Source organism: Corallococcus sp. NCSPR001, assembly GCF_017309135.1.
In the GTDB taxonomy this organism is placed as follows: domain Bacteria; phylum Myxococcota; class Myxococcia; order Myxococcales; family Myxococcaceae; genus Corallococcus.
Genome location: NZ_JAFIMS010000002.1, coordinates 7,352,277 through 7,376,319, shown reverse-complemented (window position 1 = coordinate 7,376,319; position 24,043 = coordinate 7,352,277). Strand labels below are relative to the sequence as shown.

20 protein-coding genes are annotated in these 24,043 nt (G+C 72.1%); 9 read left to right on the top strand and 11 right to left on the bottom strand.

Annotation, left to right across the window (positions count from 1 at the left end):
• Positions 1-3: 3 nt before the first annotated feature.
• The gene (locus JYJ93_RS31300; RefSeq protein ID WP_014395138.1) at positions 4-915 is read right to left on the bottom strand and encodes a GGDEF domain-containing protein; all 912 of its coding nucleotides are present in this window, start codon (positions 913-915) and stop codon (positions 4-6) included.
• Positions 916-986: 71 nt separating this feature from the next.
• Positions 987-2,048 carry an asparaginase gene (locus tag JYJ93_RS31295; RefSeq protein WP_206798218.1) on the bottom strand — a complete coding sequence of 354 codons (1,062 nt, stop codon included), beginning with the start codon at positions 2,046-2,048 and terminating at the stop codon, positions 987-989.
• A gap of 103 nt (positions 2,049-2,151) precedes the next feature.
• Between JYJ93_RS31295 and JYJ93_RS31290 the strand changes: the two genes are divergently transcribed.
• From JYJ93_RS31290 to JYJ93_RS31280, 3 genes are read left to right on the top strand one after another with little or no spacing between them, the layout of a single operon-like run.
• Positions 2,152-3,111 (top strand): thioredoxin domain-containing protein, encoded by a 960-nt coding sequence (locus tag JYJ93_RS31290; RefSeq protein WP_269013109.1) that lies wholly within the window; start codon positions 2,152-2,154, stop codon positions 3,109-3,111.
• 7 nt (positions 3,112-3,118) lie between these two features.
• Positions 3,119-4,438 carry a DUF4388 domain-containing protein gene (locus tag JYJ93_RS31285; RefSeq protein ID WP_206798216.1) on the top strand — a complete coding sequence of 440 codons (1,320 nt, stop codon included), beginning with the start codon at positions 3,119-3,121 and terminating at the stop codon, positions 4,436-4,438.
• Complete coding sequence (locus tag JYJ93_RS31280; protein WP_206798215.1) at positions 4,435-5,457, top strand: tRNA pseudouridine(13) synthase TruD; 1,023 nt, start codon at positions 4,435-4,437, stop codon at positions 5,455-5,457. The genes JYJ93_RS31285 and JYJ93_RS31280 overlap by 4 nt, the downstream gene beginning before the upstream one ends.
• Positions 5,458-5,564: 107 nt before the next feature.
• On the opposite strand, the gene JYJ93_RS31275 is transcribed toward JYJ93_RS31280, so the two are convergent.
• Together JYJ93_RS31275 and JYJ93_RS31270 are read right to left on the bottom strand one after the other, a co-directional pair.
• Positions 5,565-6,989: an OmpA family protein gene (locus JYJ93_RS31275; RefSeq protein WP_206798214.1), complete on the bottom strand. Its 1,425-nt coding sequence runs from the start codon at positions 6,987-6,989 to the stop codon at positions 5,565-5,567.
• Positions 6,990-7,006: 17 nt separating this feature from the next.
• A complete protein-coding gene (locus tag JYJ93_RS31270) occupies positions 7,007-7,324 on the bottom strand; it encodes a DUF4398 domain-containing protein (protein ID WP_128795885.1) in 318 nt (105 codons plus the stop codon).
• A 158-nt stretch (positions 7,325-7,482) separates the two neighbouring features.
• On the opposite strand from JYJ93_RS31270, the gene JYJ93_RS31265 reads away from it, so the two are divergent.
• Both JYJ93_RS31265 and JYJ93_RS31260 read left to right on the top strand, forming a co-directional pair.
• On the top strand, positions 7,483-8,466 hold the full coding sequence (locus JYJ93_RS31265) for a HEAT repeat domain-containing protein (RefSeq protein WP_269013110.1): 984 nt from the start codon (positions 7,483-7,485) through the stop codon (positions 8,464-8,466).
• Complete coding sequence (locus tag JYJ93_RS31260; RefSeq protein WP_206798213.1) at positions 8,463-9,437, top strand: N-acetylmuramoyl-L-alanine amidase-like domain-containing protein; 975 nt, start codon at positions 8,463-8,465, stop codon at positions 9,435-9,437. Before JYJ93_RS31265 ends, JYJ93_RS31260 begins: the two co-directional genes overlap by 4 nt.
• A gap of 13 nt (positions 9,438-9,450) precedes the next feature.
• On the opposite strand, the gene JYJ93_RS31255 is transcribed toward JYJ93_RS31260, so the two are convergent.
• Both JYJ93_RS31255 and JYJ93_RS31250 read right to left on the bottom strand, forming a co-directional pair.
• On the bottom strand, positions 9,451-9,915 hold the full coding sequence (locus JYJ93_RS31255; protein WP_206798212.1) for a hypothetical protein: 465 nt from the start codon (positions 9,913-9,915) through the stop codon (positions 9,451-9,453).
• A 77-nt stretch (positions 9,916-9,992) separates the two neighbouring features.
• On the bottom strand, positions 9,993-10,355 hold the full coding sequence (locus tag JYJ93_RS31250; protein ID WP_014395148.1) for a response regulator: 363 nt from the start codon (positions 10,353-10,355) through the stop codon (positions 9,993-9,995).
• Positions 10,356-10,514: 159 nt separating this feature from the next.
• On the opposite strand from JYJ93_RS31250, the gene raiA reads away from it, so the two are divergent.
• Entirely contained in the window at positions 10,515-10,877 is a 363-nt protein-coding gene (gene raiA / locus JYJ93_RS31245) for a ribosome-associated translation inhibitor RaiA (protein WP_206798211.1), read from the top strand.
• Between the two features lie 156 nt (positions 10,878-11,033).
• Positions 11,034-13,136, top strand: a complete 2,103-nt coding sequence (locus JYJ93_RS31240; protein ID WP_206798210.1) for an MXAN_5187 family protein — start codon at positions 11,034-11,036, stop codon at positions 13,134-13,136.
• A 78-nt stretch (positions 13,137-13,214) separates the two neighbouring features.
• Here JYJ93_RS31240 and JYJ93_RS31235 read toward each other — a convergent pair whose 3' ends face one another.
• From JYJ93_RS31235 to JYJ93_RS31215, 5 genes are all read right to left on the bottom strand, one after another.
• Positions 13,215-14,864 carry an ATP-binding protein gene (locus JYJ93_RS31235; protein WP_206798209.1) on the bottom strand — a complete coding sequence of 550 codons (1,650 nt, stop codon included), beginning with the start codon at positions 14,862-14,864 and terminating at the stop codon, positions 13,215-13,217.
• Between the two features lie 118 nt (positions 14,865-14,982).
• Positions 14,983-16,347 carry an ABC transporter substrate-binding protein gene (locus tag JYJ93_RS31230; RefSeq protein ID WP_206800548.1) on the bottom strand — a complete coding sequence of 455 codons (1,365 nt, stop codon included), beginning with the start codon at positions 16,345-16,347 and terminating at the stop codon, positions 14,983-14,985.
• A gap of 209 nt (positions 16,348-16,556) precedes the next feature.
• A complete protein-coding gene (locus tag JYJ93_RS31225) occupies positions 16,557-17,909 on the bottom strand; it encodes a VCBS repeat-containing protein (protein WP_206798208.1) in 1,353 nt (450 codons plus the stop codon).
• Positions 17,906-20,521 (bottom strand): PBP1A family penicillin-binding protein, encoded by a 2,616-nt coding sequence (locus tag JYJ93_RS31220; RefSeq protein WP_206798207.1) that lies wholly within the window; start codon positions 20,519-20,521, stop codon positions 17,906-17,908. Before JYJ93_RS31220 ends, JYJ93_RS31225 begins: the two co-directional genes overlap by 4 nt.
• Before the next feature lie 128 nt (positions 20,522-20,649).
• Complete coding sequence (locus JYJ93_RS31215) at positions 20,650-21,714, bottom strand: tetratricopeptide repeat protein (RefSeq protein WP_206798206.1); 1,065 nt, start codon at positions 21,712-21,714, stop codon at positions 20,650-20,652.
• 131 nt (positions 21,715-21,845) lie between these two features.
• On the opposite strand from JYJ93_RS31215, the gene xth reads away from it, so the two are divergent.
• Entirely contained in the window at positions 21,846-22,616 is a 771-nt protein-coding gene (xth, locus tag JYJ93_RS31210) for an exodeoxyribonuclease III (protein WP_014395156.1), read from the top strand.
• 14 nt (positions 22,617-22,630) lie between these two features.
• The gene (locus JYJ93_RS31205) at positions 22,631-23,803 is read left to right on the top strand and encodes a threonine synthase (protein ID WP_206798205.1); all 1,173 of its coding nucleotides are present in this window, start codon (positions 22,631-22,633) and stop codon (positions 23,801-23,803) included.
• Positions 23,804-24,043 lie beyond the last annotated feature (240 nt).

Below are 24,043 nucleotides of genomic sequence, written 5' to 3'. Positions count from 1 at the left end.
CGCTCACGGGCCGCTGATGGCCTTGGCGTCCACGCGGTTCCGGCCCGCGTGCTTGGCCCGGTAGAGGTACTTGTCCGCGGCGGAGATGAGGTCCTCCGGCTGGGAGAAGTCCGAATCCAGGAGCGTCGCCACGCCCAGGCTGATGGTCACCTTGATGGGCGTGCCGCTGAAGATGAAGTCCGCGCGGTCCACCGCCACACGGCAGCGCTCCGCGCACGCCAGGGCCGCGTCCTCCGCGGACTCGCGCAGCATCAGCGCGAACTCCTCGCCGCCGTAGCGCGCGAGCAGGTCCTCGGTGCGCACCGTGTCCGCCACCCGCTGCGCGATGCGCGTCAGCACGAAGTCTCCGGCCGGGTGGCCGTACACGTCGTTGATGCGCTTGAAGTGGTCCACGTCGAAGAGCACCAGCGACAGCGGCACGCGGTGGCGCAGGCAGTACGCGAACTCCTTGCGCACCGTCTCCATGAAGTACTTCTTGTTGTAGACGCGGGTGAGGCCGTCGCGCGTGGCGGACTCGTAGATGCTGCGCTGGTACTGCTCCTCCAGCGCGTCCTGGATGCTGAACTTCAGCACCGTGTTGGAGCCGATTTGAATCTTGTCGCCGTCATACAGCGGCGCCGCGCTCACCTTCAGGCCGTTCAAGTACGTGCCGTTGGTGCTGCCCAGGTCCACGAGCTGGAAGCGGCCGTCTCCAATGGCCACCACCTTCGCGTGCTTTCGGGAGATGCCGTCGTCCTCGACCTGGAACTGGGCCTCCGAGCTGCGGCCCAGCACCACCTCTGAACGGTCCAGCTTGAACATCCGCCCGATGCCGGCGGCGGACTTGGCGCTGATCACGATCAGATAGGCGCTCTGCTGCTGGGCGCTGCCCAGCAGGTCCGAAATCGAATGGACGGAAGTTTTCTCCTCGGACATCGCGCCTCCCATCTTACGGGCCGCCTTTTCACGGCGGCAAGCACACCCACGCTCCTTTCACGCACCCGGTGTCAGCCGACCCGCCCCACCCGCGCCGGCCGGCGCCTCTTTTTCTCCGGTGGAGGAACTGTCGGCCGCCCGACGGACAGCTCGCCGGCCACGGGCGTCCGGAGGAAGCGGGAGAGGGCCTCGCCCCCCCGGGGGTGCTCCGCCAGCCCCTGCATCAGCTTCACCAGCGCCGCGGACGGGGTCATGTCCGCGCCCCCCACCGCCCCTTCCGCCAGTGCCTTGGCCCCGGACTCATAGAGCGTGAGGTCCACCCCGTTGCGGTAGGACTGGCTCACCACCAGCACCGGGATGCCCCGCTCCCGCGCCTGGACGAAGAGCGGCAGGAGCGAGCGGCCCAGCTCCGGCGCGATGGGCACGTTGCCCGCCCCGTACGCCTCCACCACCAGCCCCTTCACGTGCGGCAGGAGCTGAAGGGGCAGGGCCGGGTCCAGCCCCGGGTACACCTTCAGGAGGAAGACGCGCGGATCCAGCTTGTCGTGGAGCCGGAAGGGGCCCCGGGAGGGGAGGCCCTTCTCGAAGGTGGCGTCCACGCCCAGCGTGCCCAGCACCGGGAAGTTGGGGCTTTCGAAGGCGTCGTACTCCGCCACCTTCACCTTGCGCGTGCGGTTGCCCCGGTAGAGGTGGGAGTCGAAGCAGATGGTCACCTCGCGCGGCCCCTGGAGCGCGGAGAGCACCGCGTCGATGAGGTTCAGCCGCGCGTCCGAGCGGATCTCCCCCAGCGGGCGCTGCGAGCCCGTCAGCACCACCGGGCAGGGCGGGTTTCGCAACATGAACGACAGCGCACTGGCCGTGAAGGCGAGCGTGTCCGTTCCGTGGGTCACCACCGCCCCGTCGAAGTCCGCTAGCCGACGGTGGAGGTGGGCGGCCATCCGGCTCCAGAGCTCCGGCTGCATCTCCGAACTGTCCAGGTTGGAGAACAGCTCCAGTTCGATGTCGGCCAGTTGGAACAGCTCCGGGGCGCGCTTGCGGAGCGTCTGGAAGAAGGCCGCGGGACGCAGGGCGGAAGGCCGGCCACCGGCCATTCCGAGCGTGCCTCCCGTGTGCAACATCAGGACTCTGGGCATGGGCGAAGGGCCGTCTGCCAAAGGCCGCCTTGCTTTACAAGCCCGGCGCGCGTGGCTAAACCCCGGAGCCGTGCTCCTCCCTCGATGGAAGCGTGTTGTTCCCGTGCTGGCCGCGGCGACCCTGATGGGCGTTGGCTGCGCCAAGAGCGCGGAAGTTCCGGCCACCCCCAAGGCCCCGGCGGTCGCCAGCCCGGCCCCGGCCCCCGCCGCCGCTCCGGCCGCGAGCCCCGCCGCGGAGGCGCCGTCCGCGGATCCGGCCCAGGTGCTGACGGGCATCCCCAGCATGGACTTCTCCGCGCTGCCGCCCGCGGCGAAGCGCGAGCTGGCCACGGTGTTCAGCGACGAGTTCTGCTACTGCGGCTGCCCCCACTCGCTGGGCGCGTGCCTCAAGCAGCACACGCCCTGCAAGCACGCGAAGCGGATGGCGCGGCTGTCCGCCCGGATGGTGGCGGAGGGCGGGCCCGCGAGCGAGGTCATCGTCACGCTGTCCAAGTACTACGCGTCCTTCCGCGAGCCGCGCGTGCAGCTCCAGGTGGATCCGCGCATGTGCCAGGGCGACGCCAACGCGCCCGTGACGGTGGCGGAGTTCTCCGACTTCGAGTGCCCCTTCTGCGGCAAGGCCCGGCCCATCCTGGAGGGCTTCGCGAAGAAGCACCCCAGCGAGGTGCGCTTCTGCTACCTGCCGTTCCCGCTCTCCATGCACCCCAACGCCATCCCCGCCGCGCAGGCGGTGCTGTGGGCGCGCGACCAGGGCAAGTTCTGGCAGATGCACGACGCGCTCTTCGGCCAGCAGAGCAACCTCAAGCCGGAGGCGCTGCCCGCGCTGGCGAAGTCGGTGGGGTTGGACGGGGACAAGCTGGCCGCCGTGCTGAAGACGGAGCAGTACAAGGACGAGATTGAAGGCTTCCAGGCGCAGGGGCGCAGGGCGGCCATCAACAGCACCCCGTCCGTGTTCTTCAATGGACGCGCCTACGAGCTGGGCTTCCAGGAGGGCCAGCTGGAGCACAGCATGGAGGACGAGGTGGAGTGGCGCGCGAACAACAACGCGTGGGCCGCTGACTGACCCTTCGATGAGCCAACGCTTCCGCATCGATGGCGCCGCGCAGCTGGTCCCCGAGGACCGCACCGGCATCCCCGCGCTCGCGGGACGCTCGGGGACGTACGCGCTGATGCCCACCGCGCCCGACCTGCTGGTGTTCTCCCGCACGCCGCCGGAAGGGGGCTCCATCCCCACGCCGCGCGTGGTGCTTTCGGGGGACGCGGGCGGCTTCCCGCTGTCGGACCTCATCGCGTTCCTCAGCCAGTCGCGCTGGAGCGGCGTCATCCGCGTGCACACGCCGGGCGGCGAGCGGTCGCTCACGCTGCGCGAGGGCGAGGTGCGCGGCGCCACCTCCGAGGAGCCCGCGGACCGGCTCGGCGAGGTGCTGGTGCGCCTGGGCTACGCGGACCGCGCGCAGGTGGAGGCGGTGCTGCGCGAGCAGTCGGCGTCCAAGCTGGGCCGGGCGCTGGTGGAGAAGGGCGTGCTCCAGGCGCACGACCTCTTCAAGTGCGTCACGCACCAGGTGAGTGAGATCTTCCACGCCATCGTGCTGTGCCGCGAGGGGTCGTTCTTCCTCATCGACCAGCCGCTGGACGAGAAGACGGGCCACTCGCTCCAGCTGTCCACGCAGAGCCTGCTGATGGACAGCATCCGGAAGATCGACGAGATGGCGCACTTCCGGAAGCGCATCCCCCACGGCCGCATGTACGTGGCGCGCAAGCGCCCGTCCGACGGCAAGCTGGAGGAGGACGAGGACCGCGTGCTCGCGATGCTGGACGGGCGGCGCACGGTGCTGGAGCTGGGGCACGCCGCCCGGCTGTCCGAGTTCGACGTCACCAAGGTCGTCTTTCGCCTGCTAGAGGGCGGCTTCGCGGGGCTGACGGACAAGCCGGCGGGGGCTCCCGCCTCGGCCGTGGCGCCGGAGAAGGCGGCCGCGCCGCGCGTGCGTCCCCCGGTGCGCGCGCCCGCTCCGGTGGATGCGCGGCCGGTGGCGCGCGTCTTCAACTTCATCTTCCGGGAGATCCGCGACGAGGTGGCCCGCTCCGGCATGGACCGCGAGTTCATCGCGGCGGCCAACGCGGCGCTGGTGAACCAGGCGCTGTCGTCGTCGCCGGTGCTGGAGGGGCTGGCGTTCGCGGCGGATGGGAGCCTGCCGGAGGGCCGGTTGATGGAGGCCTTCGACAAGCACCGAGCCCACCTGGGCAGCGAGCCGCTGGCCTCGTTCCGTCAGGCGCTGAGCGACGTGATGTTCTTCCTGCTGTTCCAGGCGGGGGAGCTCTTGGAGTCGCGCGCGGACGAGGACCTGGCCCGCCGGGTGAAGGAACTCCTGGCCACGCTCGAGGCACCGTGACGGACACCGGCTTTCCGAGGCTGACCGCGGGCGTGCCCGGGTGTGGCGGCGCGTTCAAGCTCACCCCCGAGGACTTCGAGGTGGAGGAGCTGCCCGCGTACCTGCCGTCCGGCGAGGGCACGCACCTGTACCTCTGGGTGGAGAAGCGCGGCCGGGACACGCGCGAGGTGGTGCGCGCGCTGGCGACCGCGCTGGGCGTGCGCGAGGATGACATCGGCTCCGCCGGGATGAAGGACCGGCAGGCGGTGACGCGGCAGTGGCTGTCCGTGCCCGCGAACGCCGAAGCGCGCGTGCCGGAGTTCGCGCTGGACGGCGTGCGCGTGCTGGAGGCGAAGCGGCACGGCAACAAGCTGCGCACCGGGCACCTGAAGGGAAACCGCTTCACGCTGCGGCTTCGCGGCGTGAAGGACCTGGGCGCGGCGCGGGAGTCCTTCTCCCGGCTGGCCGCGCAGGGCGTGCCCAACTACTTCGGGGAGCAGCGCTTCGGGCGGGCCGGGGACAACGCGGACCTGGGCCGGATGCTGCTGCTGGGGCAGCGGCTGCCGAAGCGGCCGGACCGCTTCCAGCGCAAGCTGTACCTGTCCGCCTTCCAGTCGCGCCTCTTCAACCAGGCGCTGGCCGCGCGGCTCACCGCGGGCACCTTCGCCACGGCGCTCCTGGGCGACGTGCTGCGCAAGGAGGAGACGGGCGGCCTCTTCGTGTGCGAGGCGCCGGACGTGGACAACCCACGCGTCGCCGCGTTCGAGGTGAGCCCGGCGGGCCCGATGTTCGGCCCGAAGATGACCGCCTCCAAGGGCGAGGTGGCGGAGTTCGAGGCGCGGCTGCTCACCGAAGCGGGCGTCACGCTGAGCGACTTCCAGCGCGGTGGCGACGAGACGGAGGGCACGCGCCGCCCGTACCGCGTGCGCCTGGGCGCGGCGGAGCTCACGGCTGAGGGCGAGGACGCGCTGCTCGCGTTCGAGCTGCCGCGCGGCGCCTACGCCACCGAAGTGCTGCACGAACTGCTCAAGGACGGCTGAGCAGCCCCCCCGGAAACGACCGCGCCTCCCTGGGCTCGAGGTCCGGGAGGCGCGTTGGGAACCACGGGTCCCGCTCCGTCTTGCACGGAGCGGGTTGGGGCGTCACGTCACTGCCGGATGACGTTGAACTCCGTGCGGCGGTTGAGCGCGCGGCCCGCCTTCGTGTTGTTGGGCGCCACGGGCTTCGTCTCACCGAAGCCCACGGCCTCCATGCGGCCCGGGTCGATGCCGCGCTTGAGCAGCTGCGCCATCACCGCGTCCGCGCGCTTCTGGGACAGCTTCAGGTTCGCCGTGTCGTTGCCCAGCGAGTCGGTGTGGCCCTCGATGCGCATCTTGCGGATCCACGGCGCGTCCTTCAGCGCCTGCGCCACCTCATCCAGGATGCTGGTGCTCTGCTTGCCGATGATCTTCGCGGAGCCGGTGCCGAAGAGGATCTGCTTCTTGATCTCAATGCGGTCCTTCTTGACGATGACCATCTTGTACTGCTTGGCGCACCCGCGCTCCTCCTTCACGCCCGGGTCGTCAGGGCACGCGTCCAGGCGGTCCACCACGCCGTCGCCGTCGCGGTCCGGATCCGGGCAGCCGCCGTTCTCCTGCGGACCGGACTCGTTCGGGCACTTGTCCTGCGCGTCCGGCACGCCGTCGCTGTCGTTGTCCAGGTCCGGGCAGCCGTCCTCGTCCTGGTAGCCGTCCTTGTCCTCCGGCTCGTCCGGGCACTTGTCCTTGTCGTCGTTGATGCCGTCCCCGTCCTTGTCCACGATGGGGCAGCCCAGGTTCTGCAGCGGACCCGCCTCGTTGGGGCACTTGTCCGTGCCGTCCACGATGCCGTCCATGTCGTTGTCCAGGTCCGGGCAGCCGTCCTCGTCCTCGAAGCCGTCCTTGTCCTCGGGCTGGTCGGGGCAGCGGTCCACGTTGTCCAGCACGCCGTCGCCGTCGCGGTCCTTGGGGGCCTCCGGCGGGCAGCCGTTGTTCTCCGCCACGCCGGGGATGAGCGGGCACTTGTCCTGCACGTCCAGCACGCCGTCGCCGTCGTTGTCCGGGTCCGGGCAGCCGTCCTGGTCCTGGAAGCCGTCCATGTCCTCGGCCTGCTCGGGGCAGGGGTCGTCCTTGTCCAGGATGCCGTCGCCGTCGCTGTCCGTCTCCTCGATGCTCACCACCACCTGCTGCTGGGGCTGGGTGGGCTGCTGGGGCTGTTCCGGCTGCTGCGGCGCCTCCGGACGGTCGCGCACCAGCACCTGGCGCGGGCCGCAGTTCTTGGACAGCTCCAGGGCGCGCTTCACCGCGGTGTCGGCGTCGCGCACGTGCTGGGCGGCGCGCGAGCTGTTGCCCTGGCTGAGCTCTCCGCGGGCGAAGTCGAGGTTGGCCTCCGCGGCGGCCAGCTCCGCGGGCGCGCAGCGCAGGGCGCCGCCACGGCGGGCGCGCTCCACGTCGGCGGTGAGCACCTCCGTGTCAGCGCGGATCTTGTTGCCGCTGACGCAGGAGAGGGAGGCGAGGAGCAGGGTGAAAAGCGCGGACTGGGTCAGACGCTTCATCGGAGAACGCTCGGGCGTCACGGGTTCTGGGGGCGGCCCTGGGAGTCGCCGCTGTTGGCCGCGGACATGGCCTTCTCACGCGCCTCGTTGGCGAAGCGCGAGGCCTTCACGGCGAAGTCCACACCGGCCTGGTAGTCCGAATAGCCGACCTCCTCCCGCGCCTTCCGCAGGTAGAGGTTGGCGGCCGTCCACTCGTAGGGGGCTTCCTTCTCCGCCCCGGCGGTGCGCGCGGCCTGGATCTGCACCTCGGCGTCGAGGATGTTGGACGTGGACTTCACGGGGCCACATGCGGTCAGCACGCCCGCGAACGCCAACAGGAGCGACTGCTTCGTCATCACGGGGGCCTCGGTCGACAGAGCGGAGACAGACTGGTCGCCGGTCGTATCAATCGCCTCCGGGGGGGTCAAGAATCGGGCGGTTGGCGTGAAGCAGGGGGCCGGGCGGGAGGGTGGACTTTGACGGCGGGTGCCGTGCTTGCCATCGTTCCGCCCCTGTGCGTCCACCGTCCGTCCGTGCCCTGCTCGTCGTGCTGCTCCTGCCCCTGACCGGCCTCGCGGGCCCGGGGGCCGCGTCCAAGAAGGCCCAGGGCCGCGCGGAGGCGGACGCGGTGCTCACCCAGGTGGCCAACGGCGCCCCCGTGCCCCCCGCCACGTCGCGCCTGCGCTTCCTGCGCCAGGAGGCCTACGCGGCCGAGGAGATTGGCCCGATTCTGCGCACCACCTACGAGGAGCGCACCCGCCGCAACCTGGCGGCGCTGCTGGCGTCGCTGGGCGCGCGCACGGGCGAGGCCACGCTGGTGAAGCTGACGTCGGACGGCGACAGCACCGTGCGCATGTACGCGGCGCAGGGCCTGGCCCGGCTGGGCAGCCGCAACACCGCCGCCGTGCTGCCGCTGCTCCAGGACAAGAGCAGCGGCGTGCGCCGCGAGGCCGCGCGGGCCCTGGGGGCGTCGAGGAACCCGAAGATGGGCAAGCCGCTGATGGCCGCCGCGAAGGACGAACCGGAGCTGGAGGTCCGCGCGGCGCTGCTGGAGGCCGCGGGCGCCACCGGTGACGCGAAGCAGAAGGCCGCGCTCAAGACGTACCTGGACAGCGACTCGGAGAGCACGCGCTTCGCCGCGGCCCGGGGCCTGTGCCGGCTGGGCGCGCCGGAGGGCTTCGCCTTCGCGGAGAAGCTTTTGGGAAACACGGACAAGTTCGTGCGCCGCCAGGGGCTGGTGCTCTTCGAGGGCGTGCCTGCCAAGAAGGCCAGCCCCGTGCTGACGCCGCTGTTGAAGGACGCGGACCGCACCGTGGCCGCCACCGCCGCGCGCGTGCTGTTCCAGGGCGGCGATGCCGCGTCGCTGGACTGGCTGGTGCTCGCGTCGTGGAACGCGAAGGGCGAAGAGAAGCTCGTCTACGAGAAGGAACTGGAGACGCTCCAGCTCGCGGACGACCGCCGCAAGGCCATCCTGCGCAAGGCCGGGGTGGCGCCGTGAGCCTCTGGGGTGTCTGCGCGCTCGCGCTGTTGTCCCAGGCTCCCGCGAAGAACCCGCCCGTGCCCCCGGCGCGCGCGGTGCCCGCGTCGCTCACCGCGCCCGCGCAGTCGGCGGCCCCGGCGGCTCCGCCCGTGCGGGAGAACGGCTGGAGCGCGCTCACCCCCGAGCAGCGCGCGGCCCTCATCGCCGACAAGGCCGAGTCCCCGCTGGCGGAGCGCCTGCTGGGCATGAGCGAGAAGTTCCTCAACACGCCCTATGTCCTGTCGCCGCTGGGCGAAGGGCAGGGCGTGGATCCCGACCCCACCTTCCGCCTGGACGCGGTGGACTGCCTCACCTTCGTGGAGGAGACGCTGGCCCTGGGCCTGGCGCACGGCGAGCCGGAGGTGCCGGCGCTGCTGGAGCGGATCCGCTACGCGAGCACGCCCACCTACGAGGACCGCAACCACCTGATGGAAGCGCAGTGGCTGCCCAACAACATCAAGAAGGGCCTCTTGGTGGACGTGACGCGCAGGTACGCGAAGGAGGACACCGTCTCCGTCACCAAGACGCTCACCGCGCACACCTGGCAATCAAAGTCGTCCATGGCGCTGCAGCTGCCCCGCGAGCGTCAGCCCGTGGGCACCTTCACCCTGGACATGATTCCGTTGGACAAGGTGCTCGGGCACGCGCGTGGCGTGGCCTCTGGCACCATCCTGGTCGTGATGCGCGAGGACCTGCCGCTGAAGGCCACGCGCATCACCCACCTGGGCTTCGTGGTGCAGAAGAAGAAGCGCACGTACCTGCGCCACGCGTCCAGGGGCGGCTATAACCGCGTGGTGGACGAGGACCTGGAGACGTTCCTCGCCCGCAACGCGCGCTACGACAAGTGGAAGGTGACGGGCGTGAGCCTCTTCGAGGCCCGGCGTCCGCCCGCCACGCTCGCGTCCCAGCCCGCGCCCGCTCAAGGCAGCGCGGACGTGGGCTCGCCCTGACGCCAGCGGGCCGCTAGTACGCTGGCGGCGCGCTGTTGCCGGCCGGCGCCTGGCGCGCCCGCTCGTCCTCAAGCTCCTCTTCCTCCGCCGCGCGGCCGGCCTCGTCCGCGTAGACGCGCGCCTGGACTTTCTCCTCCTCCAGGAGGAGGGCGGCGCGGGCCTGCTCGGTGTCCGGGACGAGGAACTCCCACCAGGGCAGCAGGTTGCCCGTGGTCAGCTCGTCCACCACGCCCGAGCGGCCGGGGCGCACGATGAGCGGGATGCGGTGCTCATCCAGCACGTCCACGAAGACCTGCGCCGTCACGGGGTCGTCCGCGATGCCCGCCCTCACGAAGCGGCGTTGATCCAGCTCATGGGGCAGGGGCAGCCCCCGCTCGTGCATCTCCTCCGCGGAGACGAGCGGCGGGTGGTTGGGGCAATCCGTGCAGTCCACGACACTGTCTTGATACTCCGAGCCACACCGTGCGCAGTACCTCATGGGGCCCTCCTGGGCGATGGCTGGAATGTTAGGGATGGCTCGCGCGGATGGCAGGCGGTGCGCCGCGCGAATTTCCGTCAGTGCCGCGCCGCGTCTCCCAGCTCGCCCACCATGCGGCTCAGGCGCTCCACGTCAATGGGTTTGCGCAACACGGCATCGCAGTAGTCCGCGCCCTCCACCTGTGCGTAGCCGGAGACGAGGACGACGCGGGCCCTGGGCTCGCGCTCCTTCACCTGCTGCGCCAGCTCCGTGCCGTTCATTCCGGGCAGGGATTCATCCGTCACGACGACGTCGGGGTGCGTGGCCTCGAACGCCTTCAGTCCCGCCACGCCGTCCGACGCGGTGGTGACCTCGAAGTCGTCCTCCAGGAGCTCCGCCAGGAGCTCGCGGCTGTCCCCGTCGTCCTCCACCAGCAGCACCTTGATTCGCTCGCCGTCCATGCGACTAGAGCAACCCGGTGCTGCGCGGGATTCGTCCAACGCGTCCCGGGCGCGGTGACGTCCGGCCGGCTGCTTCGGGGGAGGGCAGGCGGGAGGGCTTGCGACAGCCCCTCACGGGCGGGCGGGGGACTGCCCATGTTTGTGCCCGGAGGTGAATCCATGAAGGTGCAGCTGCGGGGAGTGCATCTGGGGCTGAACGACAACCTGAAGGCGTACGTGGACACGCATCTGGTGGCGCATATCGAACGGTTCGCCGAGGACGAGGCGTCGGAGATCGAGATCGCGCTCGTGGACATCAACGGGCCCAAGGGAGGCGTGGACAAGGAGTGCCGGGTGACGGTGCGCATGCCCGGACTGGAGTCCATTCACGTGACGGAGACGTCTGAGACGCTGTTCCAGGCCATCGACGCAACGCGTGACCGCCTGGAGAAGGCCGTCAAACGCGCGGTGGAGCGCCGTCGCCAGGGCATGGGGAACAGCGGCATGCCGTTCGACCTCAACGCCGACGCGACGAACTACTAGGCAACCGGTTGTAGCGGCTGTGACAGAACGAAGGGCCCGGGAATTCCGGATGCCAGCCAGGCATCCGGCCCCCGGGTTCCTTCGGGCCAGTTCCTTGCTGGGGTCGAACGGTGGACGCTATAAGCGGACCCCTCACCCCTGGGCTAAAGGACGGCGATGGTCCGCCTCAAGTTCCTGCTGTTCGCACTCCTGGTCCTCGGACTGGGCCTGGCTCACCTCCCGATGCTGTCGGCGCCTCTGGGTGCGCGCGCGGTGGAAGGTGCGTCACTCCAGGCCGCGTCGGGCACCGGCGAGGTCGCGCGTCGCGTGGATGCACGCCGCGCGGAAGTGCAATCCCTGGCGCTGAAGCTCGCCGGCAGCCCCCAGGTGGCCGCCGCCGTACGCGCGCTGACGCCCGCGCCCGCGCCGAAGTCTCCGCGCGACCGCTACGGTGCGTCGAAGGACGCGGAGGAGACGGGCGGAATGCAGCCGCTCACCGCGGAGCGCTTCGGCGCGCTGCGCACCGCCGCCGAAGCCGGTCTGCCCCAGGAGCTCCAGGGCGCGGTGGTGGCGGTGGTGGCCGGCGACGCGGTCTTCCACGCGCGCGCGGGCGCCGAGCCTTCCTCGGACACCGCGGCGCTGGATGTCGCGGCGCTCGCCAAGGCGGGCACGTCCGTGGTGGACGCCTTCGGGGCGCCGCACGTGTTCGCGTCCGTGCCGCTCGCGTGGAGCGGTGAGGGGACTCCTGCTCCGGCGCTGACGCTGGTGGTGGGCGCGCCCCTGGCCGCGGATGCCGCGTTGCAGGGCGCGCTGGATGCCTCCGGCGCGGCCGCGGTGGGGCTGGCGCAGGGCGACAAGATGGTGGGCGGCGTGGGCGCGGCGAAGGACCGGCTGGAAGGCGCGCTGCCCCGGCTGCCGGCGGGGGCGAAGGACACGGTGCTGGACTCGGGCTCGCTCCAGGCGCTGGGCCCGGTGCAGCTGCCCGCCTTCACACAAGGTGACGCGATGGGCGGCCAGGCGCCGCTGCTCGTGGGCTCGCGCCAGGCGCTGACGGGGACGCCGTATGAAGTCGTGGTCCTCGCGAGCACGGCGGCGATGCTGGCTCCGCTGGCCGCGTACCAGCACACCGCGCTGCTCGCGCTCGCGGGCCTGTTCGTGCTGAGCCTGGTGTGGACGGCGCTGATGGGCGGGGGCAAGAAGTCCTCCGACGAGGAGACCGTGTCGGGCGGCTCGGACACGCTGGGCTGGGGCGCGGCGATGGCCGCGCAGCAGTCCGCGCCCGCCGCGCAGCCCGTGGCCCAGACGTCGCCGCCGGCTCCGGCCGCCGTGGCGCCGGTGGCCGCGGATCCGTTCGGGTCGAGCGCTGCCTCGGAGCCCCTGTCCAACCCGTTCGGGTCGGCCGCGCACTCGGAGCCCCTGTCCAACCCGTTCGGCTCGGCCGCTCCGCCGGCCGCGGATCCGTTCGGGGGCGCGGACGCGTTCCCCTTCCCGGGCACGCCGGCTCCGGCCGCGGATCCGTTCGCGATGCCGCCCCCGGCCGCCGCGCCGCTGGCGGATCCGTTCGCGATGCCGCCGCCCCAGTCCGCCGCGCCGTTCGCTGCGCCGCCTCCGGCCGCCGCGCCGCTGGCTGATCCGTTCGCCGGGGTGGAGTCGTTCCCGTTCCCGTCTCCGCCCGCGGCCTATCCGCCTCCGGCCGCGGAGCCGTTCGCGCCGCCTCCGGCGTACGGGCACGGGGGCGCGGTGCCCTTCGAGCACCCGGCCCCTTCGTCCGAGCCCATTGCCCCGGCGGCGCCGCGGGCCGGCGCGTTCGCCTTCGAGGATCAGCCCACGGCGGCGTACTCGCTCCAGCAGGCGGCCAATCCGTTCGCTCTGGCGGCGGCGCAGTCCTCGGATCCGGAGTCCCCGGAGACGACGCGCGTGGCGGCGATTCCGCGCGAGCTGCTCCAGGCCAGCACCCGGCCCACGTCGGAGGCCATCCCGATGCCGGCTCCGCGCTCCACCGGGGCGCAGGCCATTCCGCTGCCCATGCCGGGCGTCAACGGCGCGGCGGCGGCGGCGCTGTCGGAGGAGCAGCACTTCCAGGACGTCTTCCGCGAGTTCGTCACCACGCGCGAGCGCTGCGGTGAGCAGGCGGACGGCCTGACGTACGACAAGTTCGTGCAGAAGCTGCGCAAGAACAAGGAGCAGCTCGTCACGAAGTACGCGTGCAAGACGGTGCGCTTCCAGGTCTACGTGAAGGAGGGCAAGGCCGCCCTCAAGGCGACGCCCGTCAAGGACTGACGGCCGCGAAGCCACGTGTTGTCCCCGAAGGCCCGGGACCTCTTCCACGAGGTGCCGGGCCTTCTTGCGTGGGGGCTGTCAGCTCGCGCGGGGGAGCACGACGCTGAAGCGGGCGCCCTGGCCCGGCTCTCCGCCGACCTCCAGGCGGCCGCCGTGCTCCTGGAGGATGCGCGCGGCGATGGCGAGCCCCAGGCCGGTGCCGCCGTCCTTGGTGGTGAAGTAGGGCTCGAAGATGCGGGCGCGGTGCTCCAGGGGGATGCCGGGGCCTTCGTCCTCCACCTCCACGATGGCGTCCGCGTCCGTGCCCTTCACGCGCACGCGCAGGCTTCCGCCCTTGCCCGTCATGGCTTCCTCCGCGTTCTTCACCAGGTTGACGAGCACCTGGGTGAGCTGGTCGCGGTCCGCGCGGGCCACCACGCCCGTCTGGAGCGCGGGGACCAGCTGGATGCCTTCGGGGGGCGCGGCGTAGAGCGACAGGACACTCTGGGTCAGCTCGCTCAGGTCCACCGGGGCGAGCTGGGGCTTGGGCAGGCGGGCGAAGCGGCTGAACTCGTCCACGATGCGCCGCAGCCGCTCCACCTCCTCCAGCACCACGCCCGCGCTCTCCTTGAAGAGGGTGGGGAAGCTGGGGTGGCGCGCCTCGTGCGCGGCCATCAGCGTCTCCAGCGACATGCGGATGGGGGTGAGGGGGTTCTTGATTTCGTGCGCCAGCCGCCGGGCGACCTCCTGCCACGCGGCGATGCGCTCGGTGGCCATCAGCCGCTCGGTGGTGTTCTTCAGCTCGGACGTCATGTGGTTGAACGTCCGGACCAGTTCGCCCACCTCGCCGGTGGCGCGGGATGTCACCTGGACGTCCAGCGCGCCTTCCGCCACACGGCGGGCGCCGGAGGTGAGGGCCTCCACGGGCCGCGTCATCCAGCGCGACACCAGCAGGCCCAGGAGCGCCGCGAAGCCCAGGCCCAGGCCGGCGAGCAGGAGGAACGCGCGCATGACGCCCTCTTCGGCTTCGCGCGCGGCGGCGCGGCTGAAGGTGAGGCGCACGGAGGCAGCGTCACCCAGCGGCAGCACCTGCTCCACGGTGGGCGGGGCCGCGCTGCCGGCGTGCGCGACCTGGGTGCCGCCGGACAGGAGCGTCACGTCGGATTGCGTGAGGCGGGCCAGGTGCTGGGCCAGGCCGTCGTCCAGCACCACGCCGCCCACGGCCCACAGGCGCACGTCGCCGTAGTCCACGGGGCGCGCGGTGACGAGCGCGGGGACCTGGCGCAGGCCCGCGTCGCCCCGGACATCCACGCGGACGGGGACGGGCCTGGGGGACTTCTCCTTCGTCACGGCGAACAGGGCGGGGTCCGGGTCGCCGCGCCGGGCGGGCAGGTGGCCGGAGGACAGCACGGTGCCGTTGCGGTCGAAGAGCGTGAGCACGGTGAGGCCGCGGCTCTTCATCAGGCCCTCGGCGGTGTTGGCCTGGATGACGCGCAAGGGGGCGGTGCGCGCGTCGCGCACGAGGTCCTCCATGGCGGGGCTCTCCACCAACTCCTCGACGGCGCGGCGCGCGTTGGCGGCGGAGCGCTCCAGGGACTCCTGCGCGGAGGCGGTGGCGGCCGTCATGCGCGCGTCGAGCTCGCGCGACAGCGTGTCGCGCAGGCGCGTCAGCGTCAGGGGGACGACGACCGCCAGCGGCACCAGCGCGAGCAGGGCGAACGCGAGCGCGAGCCGGGTCCTCAGGCGCATGCGGGCCGGTCCTTCCCAGGGGCCGCCGCATGGGTGGGGCTCATCGCGGGCTTGCGCCGCCCGAAGGACGCGCGACGGCAGGACCTGGACGCTGCATGCGTAGCCTCACCGGCAGGGCTCATGGCCGGCCTCCGCCACCAGTGGCCTCGACGGGGGCGAACCAGGCGCCTTCGAGCACCGGCAGTCCCTGGGCGTCCAGCATCAGCCCCGTCACTTCCGGCACCGCGCGCAGGGCGAGTCCCTGGGCGTACAGCGGGATGAGGGGCACGGAGGGCGCGAGCGCCACGGCCCGTTCGCGGCTTCTCGCGTCCCGGGCTCCAGCGTCCGTCAAAGCCCCGATGGGCGGCAGCTCCACACCGAGCAGATCCCGGCGTCCTCCTGCTTCCAGCACCACCGCCAGCGCGGGACCGGGAACGGGCGGGAGCAGGAACGCGCTGAGCATCAGCTCGAAGTCGCCCTTCGCCTGACGGCTTCGCAGCGCGGCTCGCGACTGGGGCTCCAGCGCGACGGTGTAGCCCTGGTCGTGCAGCTTCACCTGGATGCGTTCGGCCACGGCGCGTTGATCCGCCAGCGCCGCGTCATAGACGAGCGTCACCTTGCGGGTTGCTCCCGCCGGCGGTGCGGTGGGCCGGGGCTTGGGTCCCTGGGGCATCAGCGCGGGTGGCAGCAGGTTCGCCATGGGCACCGCGGGGCCCCTCACGAAGAGGCGCGTGAGGTCCTCGCGGTCGATGGCGCTCTCCACCGCCTGGCGGAAGTCCGCGGGCACCTTCCGGGGCGAGTACGCCAGATAGGTCGCGTACAGCGCTGCGCCCGTGAGGGTGTTGTCGTCGGGGGGCGTGCCCAACGCCACCTGCACCTGCCTCGCGGACCACAGCCGCGCGAGGCCCCGCTCATCCGTGGCGGTGAGCGCCAGCCGGTCCAGGTACGGACGGCCTTCGGGCCACGTGGCCTGGGCCTCCAGCACGCCCCGGCCCGCGGCGCTGAACGGTCCCGACGCGGGCGACGGCGGTGCCGCGAGGGCAGGGTGGCACAGGGCGCGCTCCAGGTCGGGCCACGGAAACGCCAGCGCCAGGTCCAGCGTGGCGCCCGAGGACGTCACCTGCCGGCCATCGCCGCGCAGCGGATACAGGAGCGCGCGGTACAGAGACTGCGACTCCGCGGAGGACAGCCGCGTCCACGCGCGGGCCACGGCGGTCGCGCTGGCCGCGGAGGGCATCGTCACGCGCAGGGCCTGCGGTACGGGACGCGTCATTTCGCGCGACAGCGTTGGGTGCACCTGTCCGCCGGGGTCCACGCGGCACACGGGGCGCGTCAGCAGGCCCAGCAGCGCGGCCTCCATCGGCGTGTCCGCGAGCGCGGGCTCACCGATTTCAGGGGGCCCCGCGTGCGCCACCCGCAGCTCGCCGCCGTAGCGCGGACGGCTGGCCGCCAGTGCCGGAGTGGAGGACAGCAGCACGAATCCCGCGAGGGCACCGCGCAGCATCGTGGTGCCCTCCCGTCCATATCGCGGTGCCGCCGCTGCGTCGCGGCGCACTGGTTGGAGCGGCGTCCGGCTGGAACGCGACGCCATCACCAGGACTTCGCTGCGCTTGTGAACCTTCATCACGGTGCATTCTTGCGCGGGAGGAACAGCTCGCTCGTGTCGCTGCCGCGTGAGGTCGCCCGCGACGTCTCGTGGCGCTTGAGCCTTCATCACGGTGCACCCTGGCGCAGGAGGAACAGCTCGCTCGTGCCGTCCGGCTTCCACGAACCCACGAGGACTTCGCGGCGCTTGTCGCCATCCAGGTCCGCCGTCACCACGTACAGCGCCCGGCCCGGCGGGAGCGCTCCCTGCCACAGGGGCTCGTGCGCCATCGGCGCGTCGGAGCTCAACGACAGCACCCGCAGCGTGTCCGGCGAAGGCTGGAGCTGCGGTGACGTGGTGAGCAGCTCCGGCACCCCGTCCCCATCCAGGTCTCCCAGCGCGCTGCCCGCGCCCAGCCCGGACACCTTCATCGGCGCGGACGTGGGGCGCGTGTAGAGCGACGCCGTGCTGTCCGCGTGCACGAACAGCATGCGCGGGGCCGCGATGCTCGCCGTGCCGAAGGGCGCGGGCACCGTGAGGCTCCGTCCGTCCGCCAACCGGACCTCGGGCGCGAACACCGTCTGCCCCGGCACGAACGCCCCGCGCTCCGCCGTCCCCAGCGGCGCGGCGTCCAGCGTCCCCGTCGAACGCAGCGTCCCCTTCGCCTTGTCCAGCACCAGCACCTCGCCGCGCGCATACCGCGTGCTCCAGGCCGCCAATCGCGGCGGCCCCGTCAGCACCGCCAGCGCTCCGAAGGGCTCGCGCGTCGTCGCCGTGGCCGCCGCGCCCTCCAGCTCCCGCCGCGCGAGCACCCGCCCGTCCGCGCCGAACACCACCACCTCGTGCTCGGTGAGCGCGGCCACTTCATCGCGGCCATCGCCATCCAGGTCCCCCGCCGCCAGCGCGGCCAGCGGCGTCTCCAGCCTCGCGAACACCGCGCCCAGGAGGCGCACCGGCCGCCGCTCCCGCGGACCCGGGCCCGTCACTCCCGAGGACGGCGTCCCCACCGCCGCCAGCGCGAGCACCGCGGCGTCGGCCTCCACGCCCTCGGCCACGGCGGCGGCGGGCTTCGGTGGACGCGTGGGCGTGCGGCCGGACCAGAAGTTCACCCACGTGCCCAGCACGTCACCGCGCGCCACCAGCTCGCCGCCCTCCACGTCCAGCGTGAGCCGCGCCAGCGAGCGGGCCCCCTGTTCGCGCGCGGCGGCCTCGGCGCGCTCGGGCGGCACGTCCAGCGCCACCGGCCCCAGGTTCATCGCGGACAGCCGCGCGGCGAGCAGCGTCCCGAAGGCCCGGCGCAACTCCGGGGAGCTTCCGGACAGGCAGAGGGCCACGGGCGCCTCCGCGGGCGCGCCGCGGATGGCGTCGGCCACGGCCAGGGCCAGCCGGGCGGAGGCAGGGGGCGCGCTGTCGTCCTGATCCGCATGGGCGGGCAGGGCGAGCGCGAGCGCGAGGACCAGCGAAAGGAGCGAGCGACTCACAGCCCCCTTTTGCCACCTTCCTCCAGGAAGTAGTTGTCCGGCGTCACCTGTCCGGGCGGCGGGGCCTCGGCGGTGGGCTGGGTGCCCTCCAGGTAGGGCTCCATCCGGCCCGGAACGGCGTTGCCGGCGAGCAGCCCGGTGACGGGGTCGATGCGCACCTGGGTGACGCCCGGCGGCACCTCGAAGTCGCGCGCGGGCAGGCCCTCCTCCGCCACCCGCATGAAGTTGAGCCAGATGGGCAGCGCGGCCCGGCCACCCGTCTCGCTGCTGCCCAGGGGCGTGTTGTCATCGAAGCCCACCCACGCGCTGGCCACCCAGTCCATGGTGTAGCCGTTGAACCACGTGTCCTTGGACTCGTTGGTGGTGCCCGTCTTGCCCGCGGCGGGCCGGTTCAGCTCCCGCACCGCGCGCGCGCTGCCGTCCTCCACCACGCTGCGCATCAGCGACGTCGTGAGGTACGCCACCGCCGGGGGCAGCGTCTCCTCGAAGGCCGGCTGGTGCTCCTCCAGCACCGTGCCCTTCGCGTCGCGCACGCGCAAGAGCGTCAGCGGCTCCGCGTAGCGGCCGTTGGCCTGGAGCGTGGCGTACGCGTTGACGGCCTCCAGCATCGTCACCTCGCCGGTGCCCAGGGCCAGCGTGAGGTTCTCCGGCAGCGCGGAGCGGATGCCTGCCCGGCGCGCGAAGTCGATGGCGGTCGCGGGCGTAATCGACTCGATGAGCCGCACGGACACGGTGTTCTTCGATTTGCTCAGCGCCGTGCGCAGCGTCATGGGCCCCTCGAAGCGCCCGTCGAAGTTCTTGGGCCGCCACGTCTTGCCCGTGTACGGGTCGCGGATGGACTCCGGCGCGTCGTTCACCATGGAGAGCGGGGTGAAGCGGCCGCTGGCCAGCGCCGCGCCGTAGATGAAGGGCTTGAACGACGAGCCCGGCTGCCGCTTCGCCTGCGTGGCACGGTTGAACGACGAGCGCTCCGCGTCATAGCCGCCCACCATGGCCACCACGTTGCGGTTGGCCGGGTTGATGACCACGAGTCCGCCCTGCACCACGGGCACCTGATCCAACGTGGCCTCCACGAAGGCCGGCGCCGGAGGGGCCTTGAGCACGCGCACGAACACCAATTCCCCGGGCGTGAACACGTCCGAGATGTTCTTGGGAGCGCTCTTCTTCTTCTGCCGCGCCCAGGTGACGGAGTCGAAGGACACCTCCGCGGTGCGGCCCACCAGGTCCACGCGCGCCACGTTGCGCTTCGCGTCCACCTCCGTGACATAGCCGGTGAGGCGCAGCCCCTCCTCCATCGGCTTGAGGAGGACCTGGCCCACGCGCTCGCGCTCCGGCGACCGGGCCTCCTCTTCCTCCGAGTCCGTGTCCGCAGCCAGCGCGGCGGGCTGCTGCTCCTCGGCGCCCTCGACCTCCTGCGCGGTGGGCGCCTTCGCCGGGGCCGCGGCGGCGAGCGGCTGGGCCAGCGGCGCCAGGTCCGCGACATAGCCCTGGTCCTTCTGGCGGCGGCCGGCCTCGTCGATGCGCTGGACGATGAGCTCGCGGTAGCGCTTCCACTGCGCCTCCTCCAGCTTGCCCTGTGCGCCCCGGTAGCCCTGGCGCCGGTCCACGGCCTCCAGGCCGTCACGCACGGCCTGCTCGGCGGTGGCCTGGAGCTTGGGCACGAGCGCGATGTCCACGCGCAGGCCGCCCTCCATCACCGTCTTCTCTCCGTAGCGTTCAATCAGCGTGCGGCGGATCTCCTCCGCGTAGAAGGCGCCCGCGCTGACCGTCTTGCGCGGCGCGAGCACGATGGGCTTGTCCTTCTCCGCGTCCACCACCGCGCGCGGCACGAAGCCCTGGCCCGCCATCTGCTCCAGCACGTAGCGCTGGCGCGCCTTGGCGCGGGTGATGTTCGCCACCGGGTTGATGCGGTGGGGGGACTGCACGGTGCCCGCGAGCACGGCGGCCTCGCCCACGGTCAGGTCCTTGGCGTGCTTGCCAAAGTAGTAGAGCGCCGCCTCCTCCAGCCCGTAGCGGCGCTGCCCGAAGTACACGCCGTTGATGTAGAGGCTGAGGATCTGGTCCTTCGTGAGCGCCTGCTCCAGGCGCGGGGTGAGGATCCACTCGCGGATCTTCCGGCCCAGGCTGCGCTCGGGCGTGAGCAGCATGTTCTTCACGACCTGCTGCGTGAGCGTGGACGCGCCGGACTTGCGGCTGCCGGGGATGAGGTTCTTCACGCCCGCGCGCAGGATGCCGAAGGGGTCCAGGCCCTCGTGCTTGTAGAAGTCCGCGTCCTCGGCGGCGAGGAACGCGTTGCGCACGTGCGGGGGCAGGTCCTCCATGCGCACGAGCGTGCGGCGCTCCAGCGCGTACTCCGCGCAGAGCGAGCCGTCCGCGCACGTCACCTTCGTCACCTGCGGCGGCTGGTAGTTGCGCAGCGACTCCACGGAGGGGAGGTCGCGGCTGAAGTAGACGTACGTGCCCACGCACACGCCGATGAGGAGCACCAGCCCGACGGCGCCCAGCACCAGCAGCCGCTTCGTCCAGCGCCACAGCGCGGCGCCGAAGCCGCCCTTCCTGGGCGGCGGGGCTCCGGTCGGGGCCGGGGGGAGGGGCTCGGGAGAGGGAGGCATCGGTCGGGCCGGAGTCATGACGCTCGTGAAGGCAGGATGAAGGATTGGAGGTTAGACCGGGGGGCGGGCGGGGTGAACCCGTCCGGGCCATCCCCCCGGAAACGGGGGCTGTTTCCTGGCTGCCCGCCCTACGGCGCGGCGGGCGGGAGCGGCTCCGGCGTGACAGGACCCGCCGGGTCGGCCCGGGCCACGCGGCCCACCCGCTCCGCGTTGACGCGGGCCTGGACGTAGCGGGGCGACAGCCGGGTGGCGGCGGCGTAGGCGGCGCGGGCCTCCTCCAGCCGGCCCAGGCGCTCGCAAGCGACGCCCAGGTTGTTCTGCACGTAGGCCACGTGCGGCAGGAGGCTGGCGGCCTGGGTGAGGATCTCCACGGCGCGCGCGTTGTCGTTGGCGCGCAGGTAGGCGAAGCCCAGGTTGTTGAGCGCGTGGCCGTGCTCGGGGTCCAGGTGTACCGCCTGCTGGAAGCGCAGGATGGCGGAGGTGAGCTCCTGGGCGCCCAGGTGCGCGCGGCCGAGCACCTGGTACACCTCCGGGTCCTCCGGGTCGCGCAAGAGCGCCTCCTCGCCCACGCGGACGGCGTCCGGGAAGCGCCCTTCCGACACCAGCAGCCGCGCCTGCTGCACCAGCGCCCCCGCGTCATGGGGCTCCGCCTGCCCCAGCCGGGCGTACGCGCCGATGGCGAGCCGCGTGTCCCCGGCCAGCCGGGCCGTGCGTGCCAGCTGCGCCAGGGCGTCCGTGGCGCCCGGGTCGTCGTGCAGCGCGCGGCGCAGCTCCGTCACGGCGCCGGACAGGTCCCCCAGCTCGCGTAGGCCCTGGGCGCGGGCCACGTGGTCCACCCGGCGGGCGTGCGTGTGCGGCAGCGCCAGGGCGTCACCGGGGACGGGGGCGTCGGTGGGAGCCTCCATCGGGGCGGCCTCGTCCACGAGGAGTGGGGCGGCCATCAGCGAGGGCTCCAGGACCGTGACGGCCAGGGGCAGGGTGGGAGCGGCGGCGACAGGGCCCTGGCCCGCGCGGGCCTCCAGGGCGTGCGAGAGCCAGGGCTTGAGCAGGCGGGGCAGGGGCACGTCCTCCCACGCGGCGAGCCCCAGGGCGGCGAGCGCGGCGGGGATGAGGGCCTTGCGAAGCGCGGGCGGCACGGTGAAGCGCCGGGAGGAGGCGGGGCGACGGGACCGGGTGCGCGTCTTCGGGTTCATGGCCACCCTCTGTTGCGACCGGTGTGCCAACGGATTTTCCCTCTGGGAGGCGGCGGGTGTGTCCCTGGGGCCACAGGCGCGAGGGGAAAAGCGTGGCAGGGGCGTGGGCCGCGTGCGACGGTCCGCGGCGCATGCGAATCGCGACCTGGAACGTGAACTCGGTGAGGGCTCGGCAGCAGCGGTTGGTCAACTGGCTGAAGAGCGCCCAGCCAGACGTGCTGTGCCTGCAGGAGCTCAAGTGCACCGACGCGGACTTCCCCTTCGACGCGGTGAAGGAGGCGGGCTACTTCGCCGCGGTGCACGGGCAGAAGACGTACAACGGCGTGGCCATCCTGGCGAAGACGGAGCCCACGGACGTCATCCGGGGTCTGTCGGACGGGGTGGATGACACGCACGCGCGCTTCATCAGCGCGACGGTGAACGGCATCCGCGTGGTGAGCGCGTACGCGCCCAACGGGCAGCAGGTGGACTCGCCCGCGTATGTGTACAAGCTGGAGTGGTACCGGCGGCTGCGCAACTACCTGGACACGCGCCACAAGCCGGACGATCTGGTGGTGATGGGCGGGGACTGGAACATCGCGCCGGACCCCATCGACGTGTACGACGTGGCGCAGTGGGAAGGGCAGACGCTCTTCACGTTGCGCGAGCGGGATGCGCTCCAGCAGGTGTGTGCGTTTGGCCTGACGGACGCGTTCCGCAAGCTGCACCCGGACGTGCAGAAGTTCTCCTGGTGGGACTACCGGATGCTGATGTTCCCCAAGAACAAGGGCGTGCGAATCGACCACCTGTTCCTCACGGCGCCGCTGGTGCCCCGGCTCACGGCCTGTGACGTGGACCGCGAGGAGCGCAAGGGACAGCAGCCGTCGGACCACGCGCCGGTGTGGCTGGAGTTGAAGGACTGAGTAGAGTCGGAGGCATGTCCGTCCTCCGACTTGAATGCACGAAGTGCGACCAGACGTATGCGCCGGGCAAGGTGTGGAACCTGTGCACGGCGTGTCAGGCGCCGCTGTTCGCCCGCTACGACCTGGAGCGCGCGGCGAAGACGCTGCGCAAGGAAGCGCTGCCTGGACGTGAGCGCTCCATGTGGCGCTACCACGAGGTGCTGCCGGTGGACGACCCGGCGCAGCGCCTGTCGTTGGGCGAAGGTTTCACGCCGCTGCTCCCCGCGCCCCGGCTGGGTTCATGGCTGGGATTGCAGCGGGTCTGGGTGAAGGACGAGAGCGGCAACCCGACGGGCTCCTTCAAGGCACGCGGCCTGTCCGCCGCGGTGTCCATGGCGAAGGTGCTGGGCGCGAAGGCGGTGTGTCTGCCCTCCGCGGGCAACGCGGGCAGCGCGCTGGCGGCGTACGCGGCGCGAGGCGGGCTGGAGGCGCACGTCTTCGTGCCGAAGGACATCGCGTCGCTGTTCCTGATGGAGACGCGGGCGTACGGCGCGCACGTGGAGACGGTGGACGGGCTCATCTCCGACGCGGGCCGGGTGTGCGCGGGGTTGGCGAAGGAGCATGGCTGGTACGAGTGCGCCACGCTGAAAGAGCCCTACCGGGTCGAGGGCAAGAAGACGATGGGCTACGAGCTGGCGGAGCAGCTCGGGTGGACGCTGCCGGACGTCATCCTGTACCCGACGGGCGGGGGCACGGGGCTCATCGGGATGTGGAAGGCCTTCGACGAGATGGAGGCGATGGGGCTGATTGATTCGAAGCGGCCTCGGATGGTGGCGGTGCAGGCGGAAGGCTGCGCGCCCATCGTGAAGGCGCACGCGGAAGGCAAGCCGGACGCGCCCATGTGGCAGGGCGCGACGACGCATGCGCACGGCCTGCGGGTGCCGAAGGCCTTGGGCGACTTCCTCATCCTGCGCGCGGTGAAGGCCAGCCACGGCACGGCGGTGTCTGTGACGGAGGAGGAGATCGTCCAGGGCACGAAGGACGCAGCCGCTGCGGAAGGGCTGTTCATGGCGCCGGAAGGTGGCGCGTGCGTGGCGGCGCTCAAGAAGCTTCAGGCCGCCGGGGACGTGAAGCCGGAGGAGACGGTGGTCGTGTTCAACACGGGCACGGGCTTCAAGTACGTGGAGAACATGGCGCCTCTGTGGTGAGGCTCTTCGCGATTGTTTTGTGCGTATGGCTGGCAGGTTGCGCGTCCGCGCCCCTGCCCGCGTTGGAGGACTGGGGCACAGCGGAGGACGACGCCTGCGGAGGGCATGACCGGTGCGTGGCACTGGTCTGTGCCGACGACCTCTGTGGCCTCTATCGCTGCGAGGACACCGGGGGGTTGCTGGCACGGGGAGGCATCCGGCCTCCCGTGTCATCAGCGGCACCCGGTTCTGGTCCCCGGC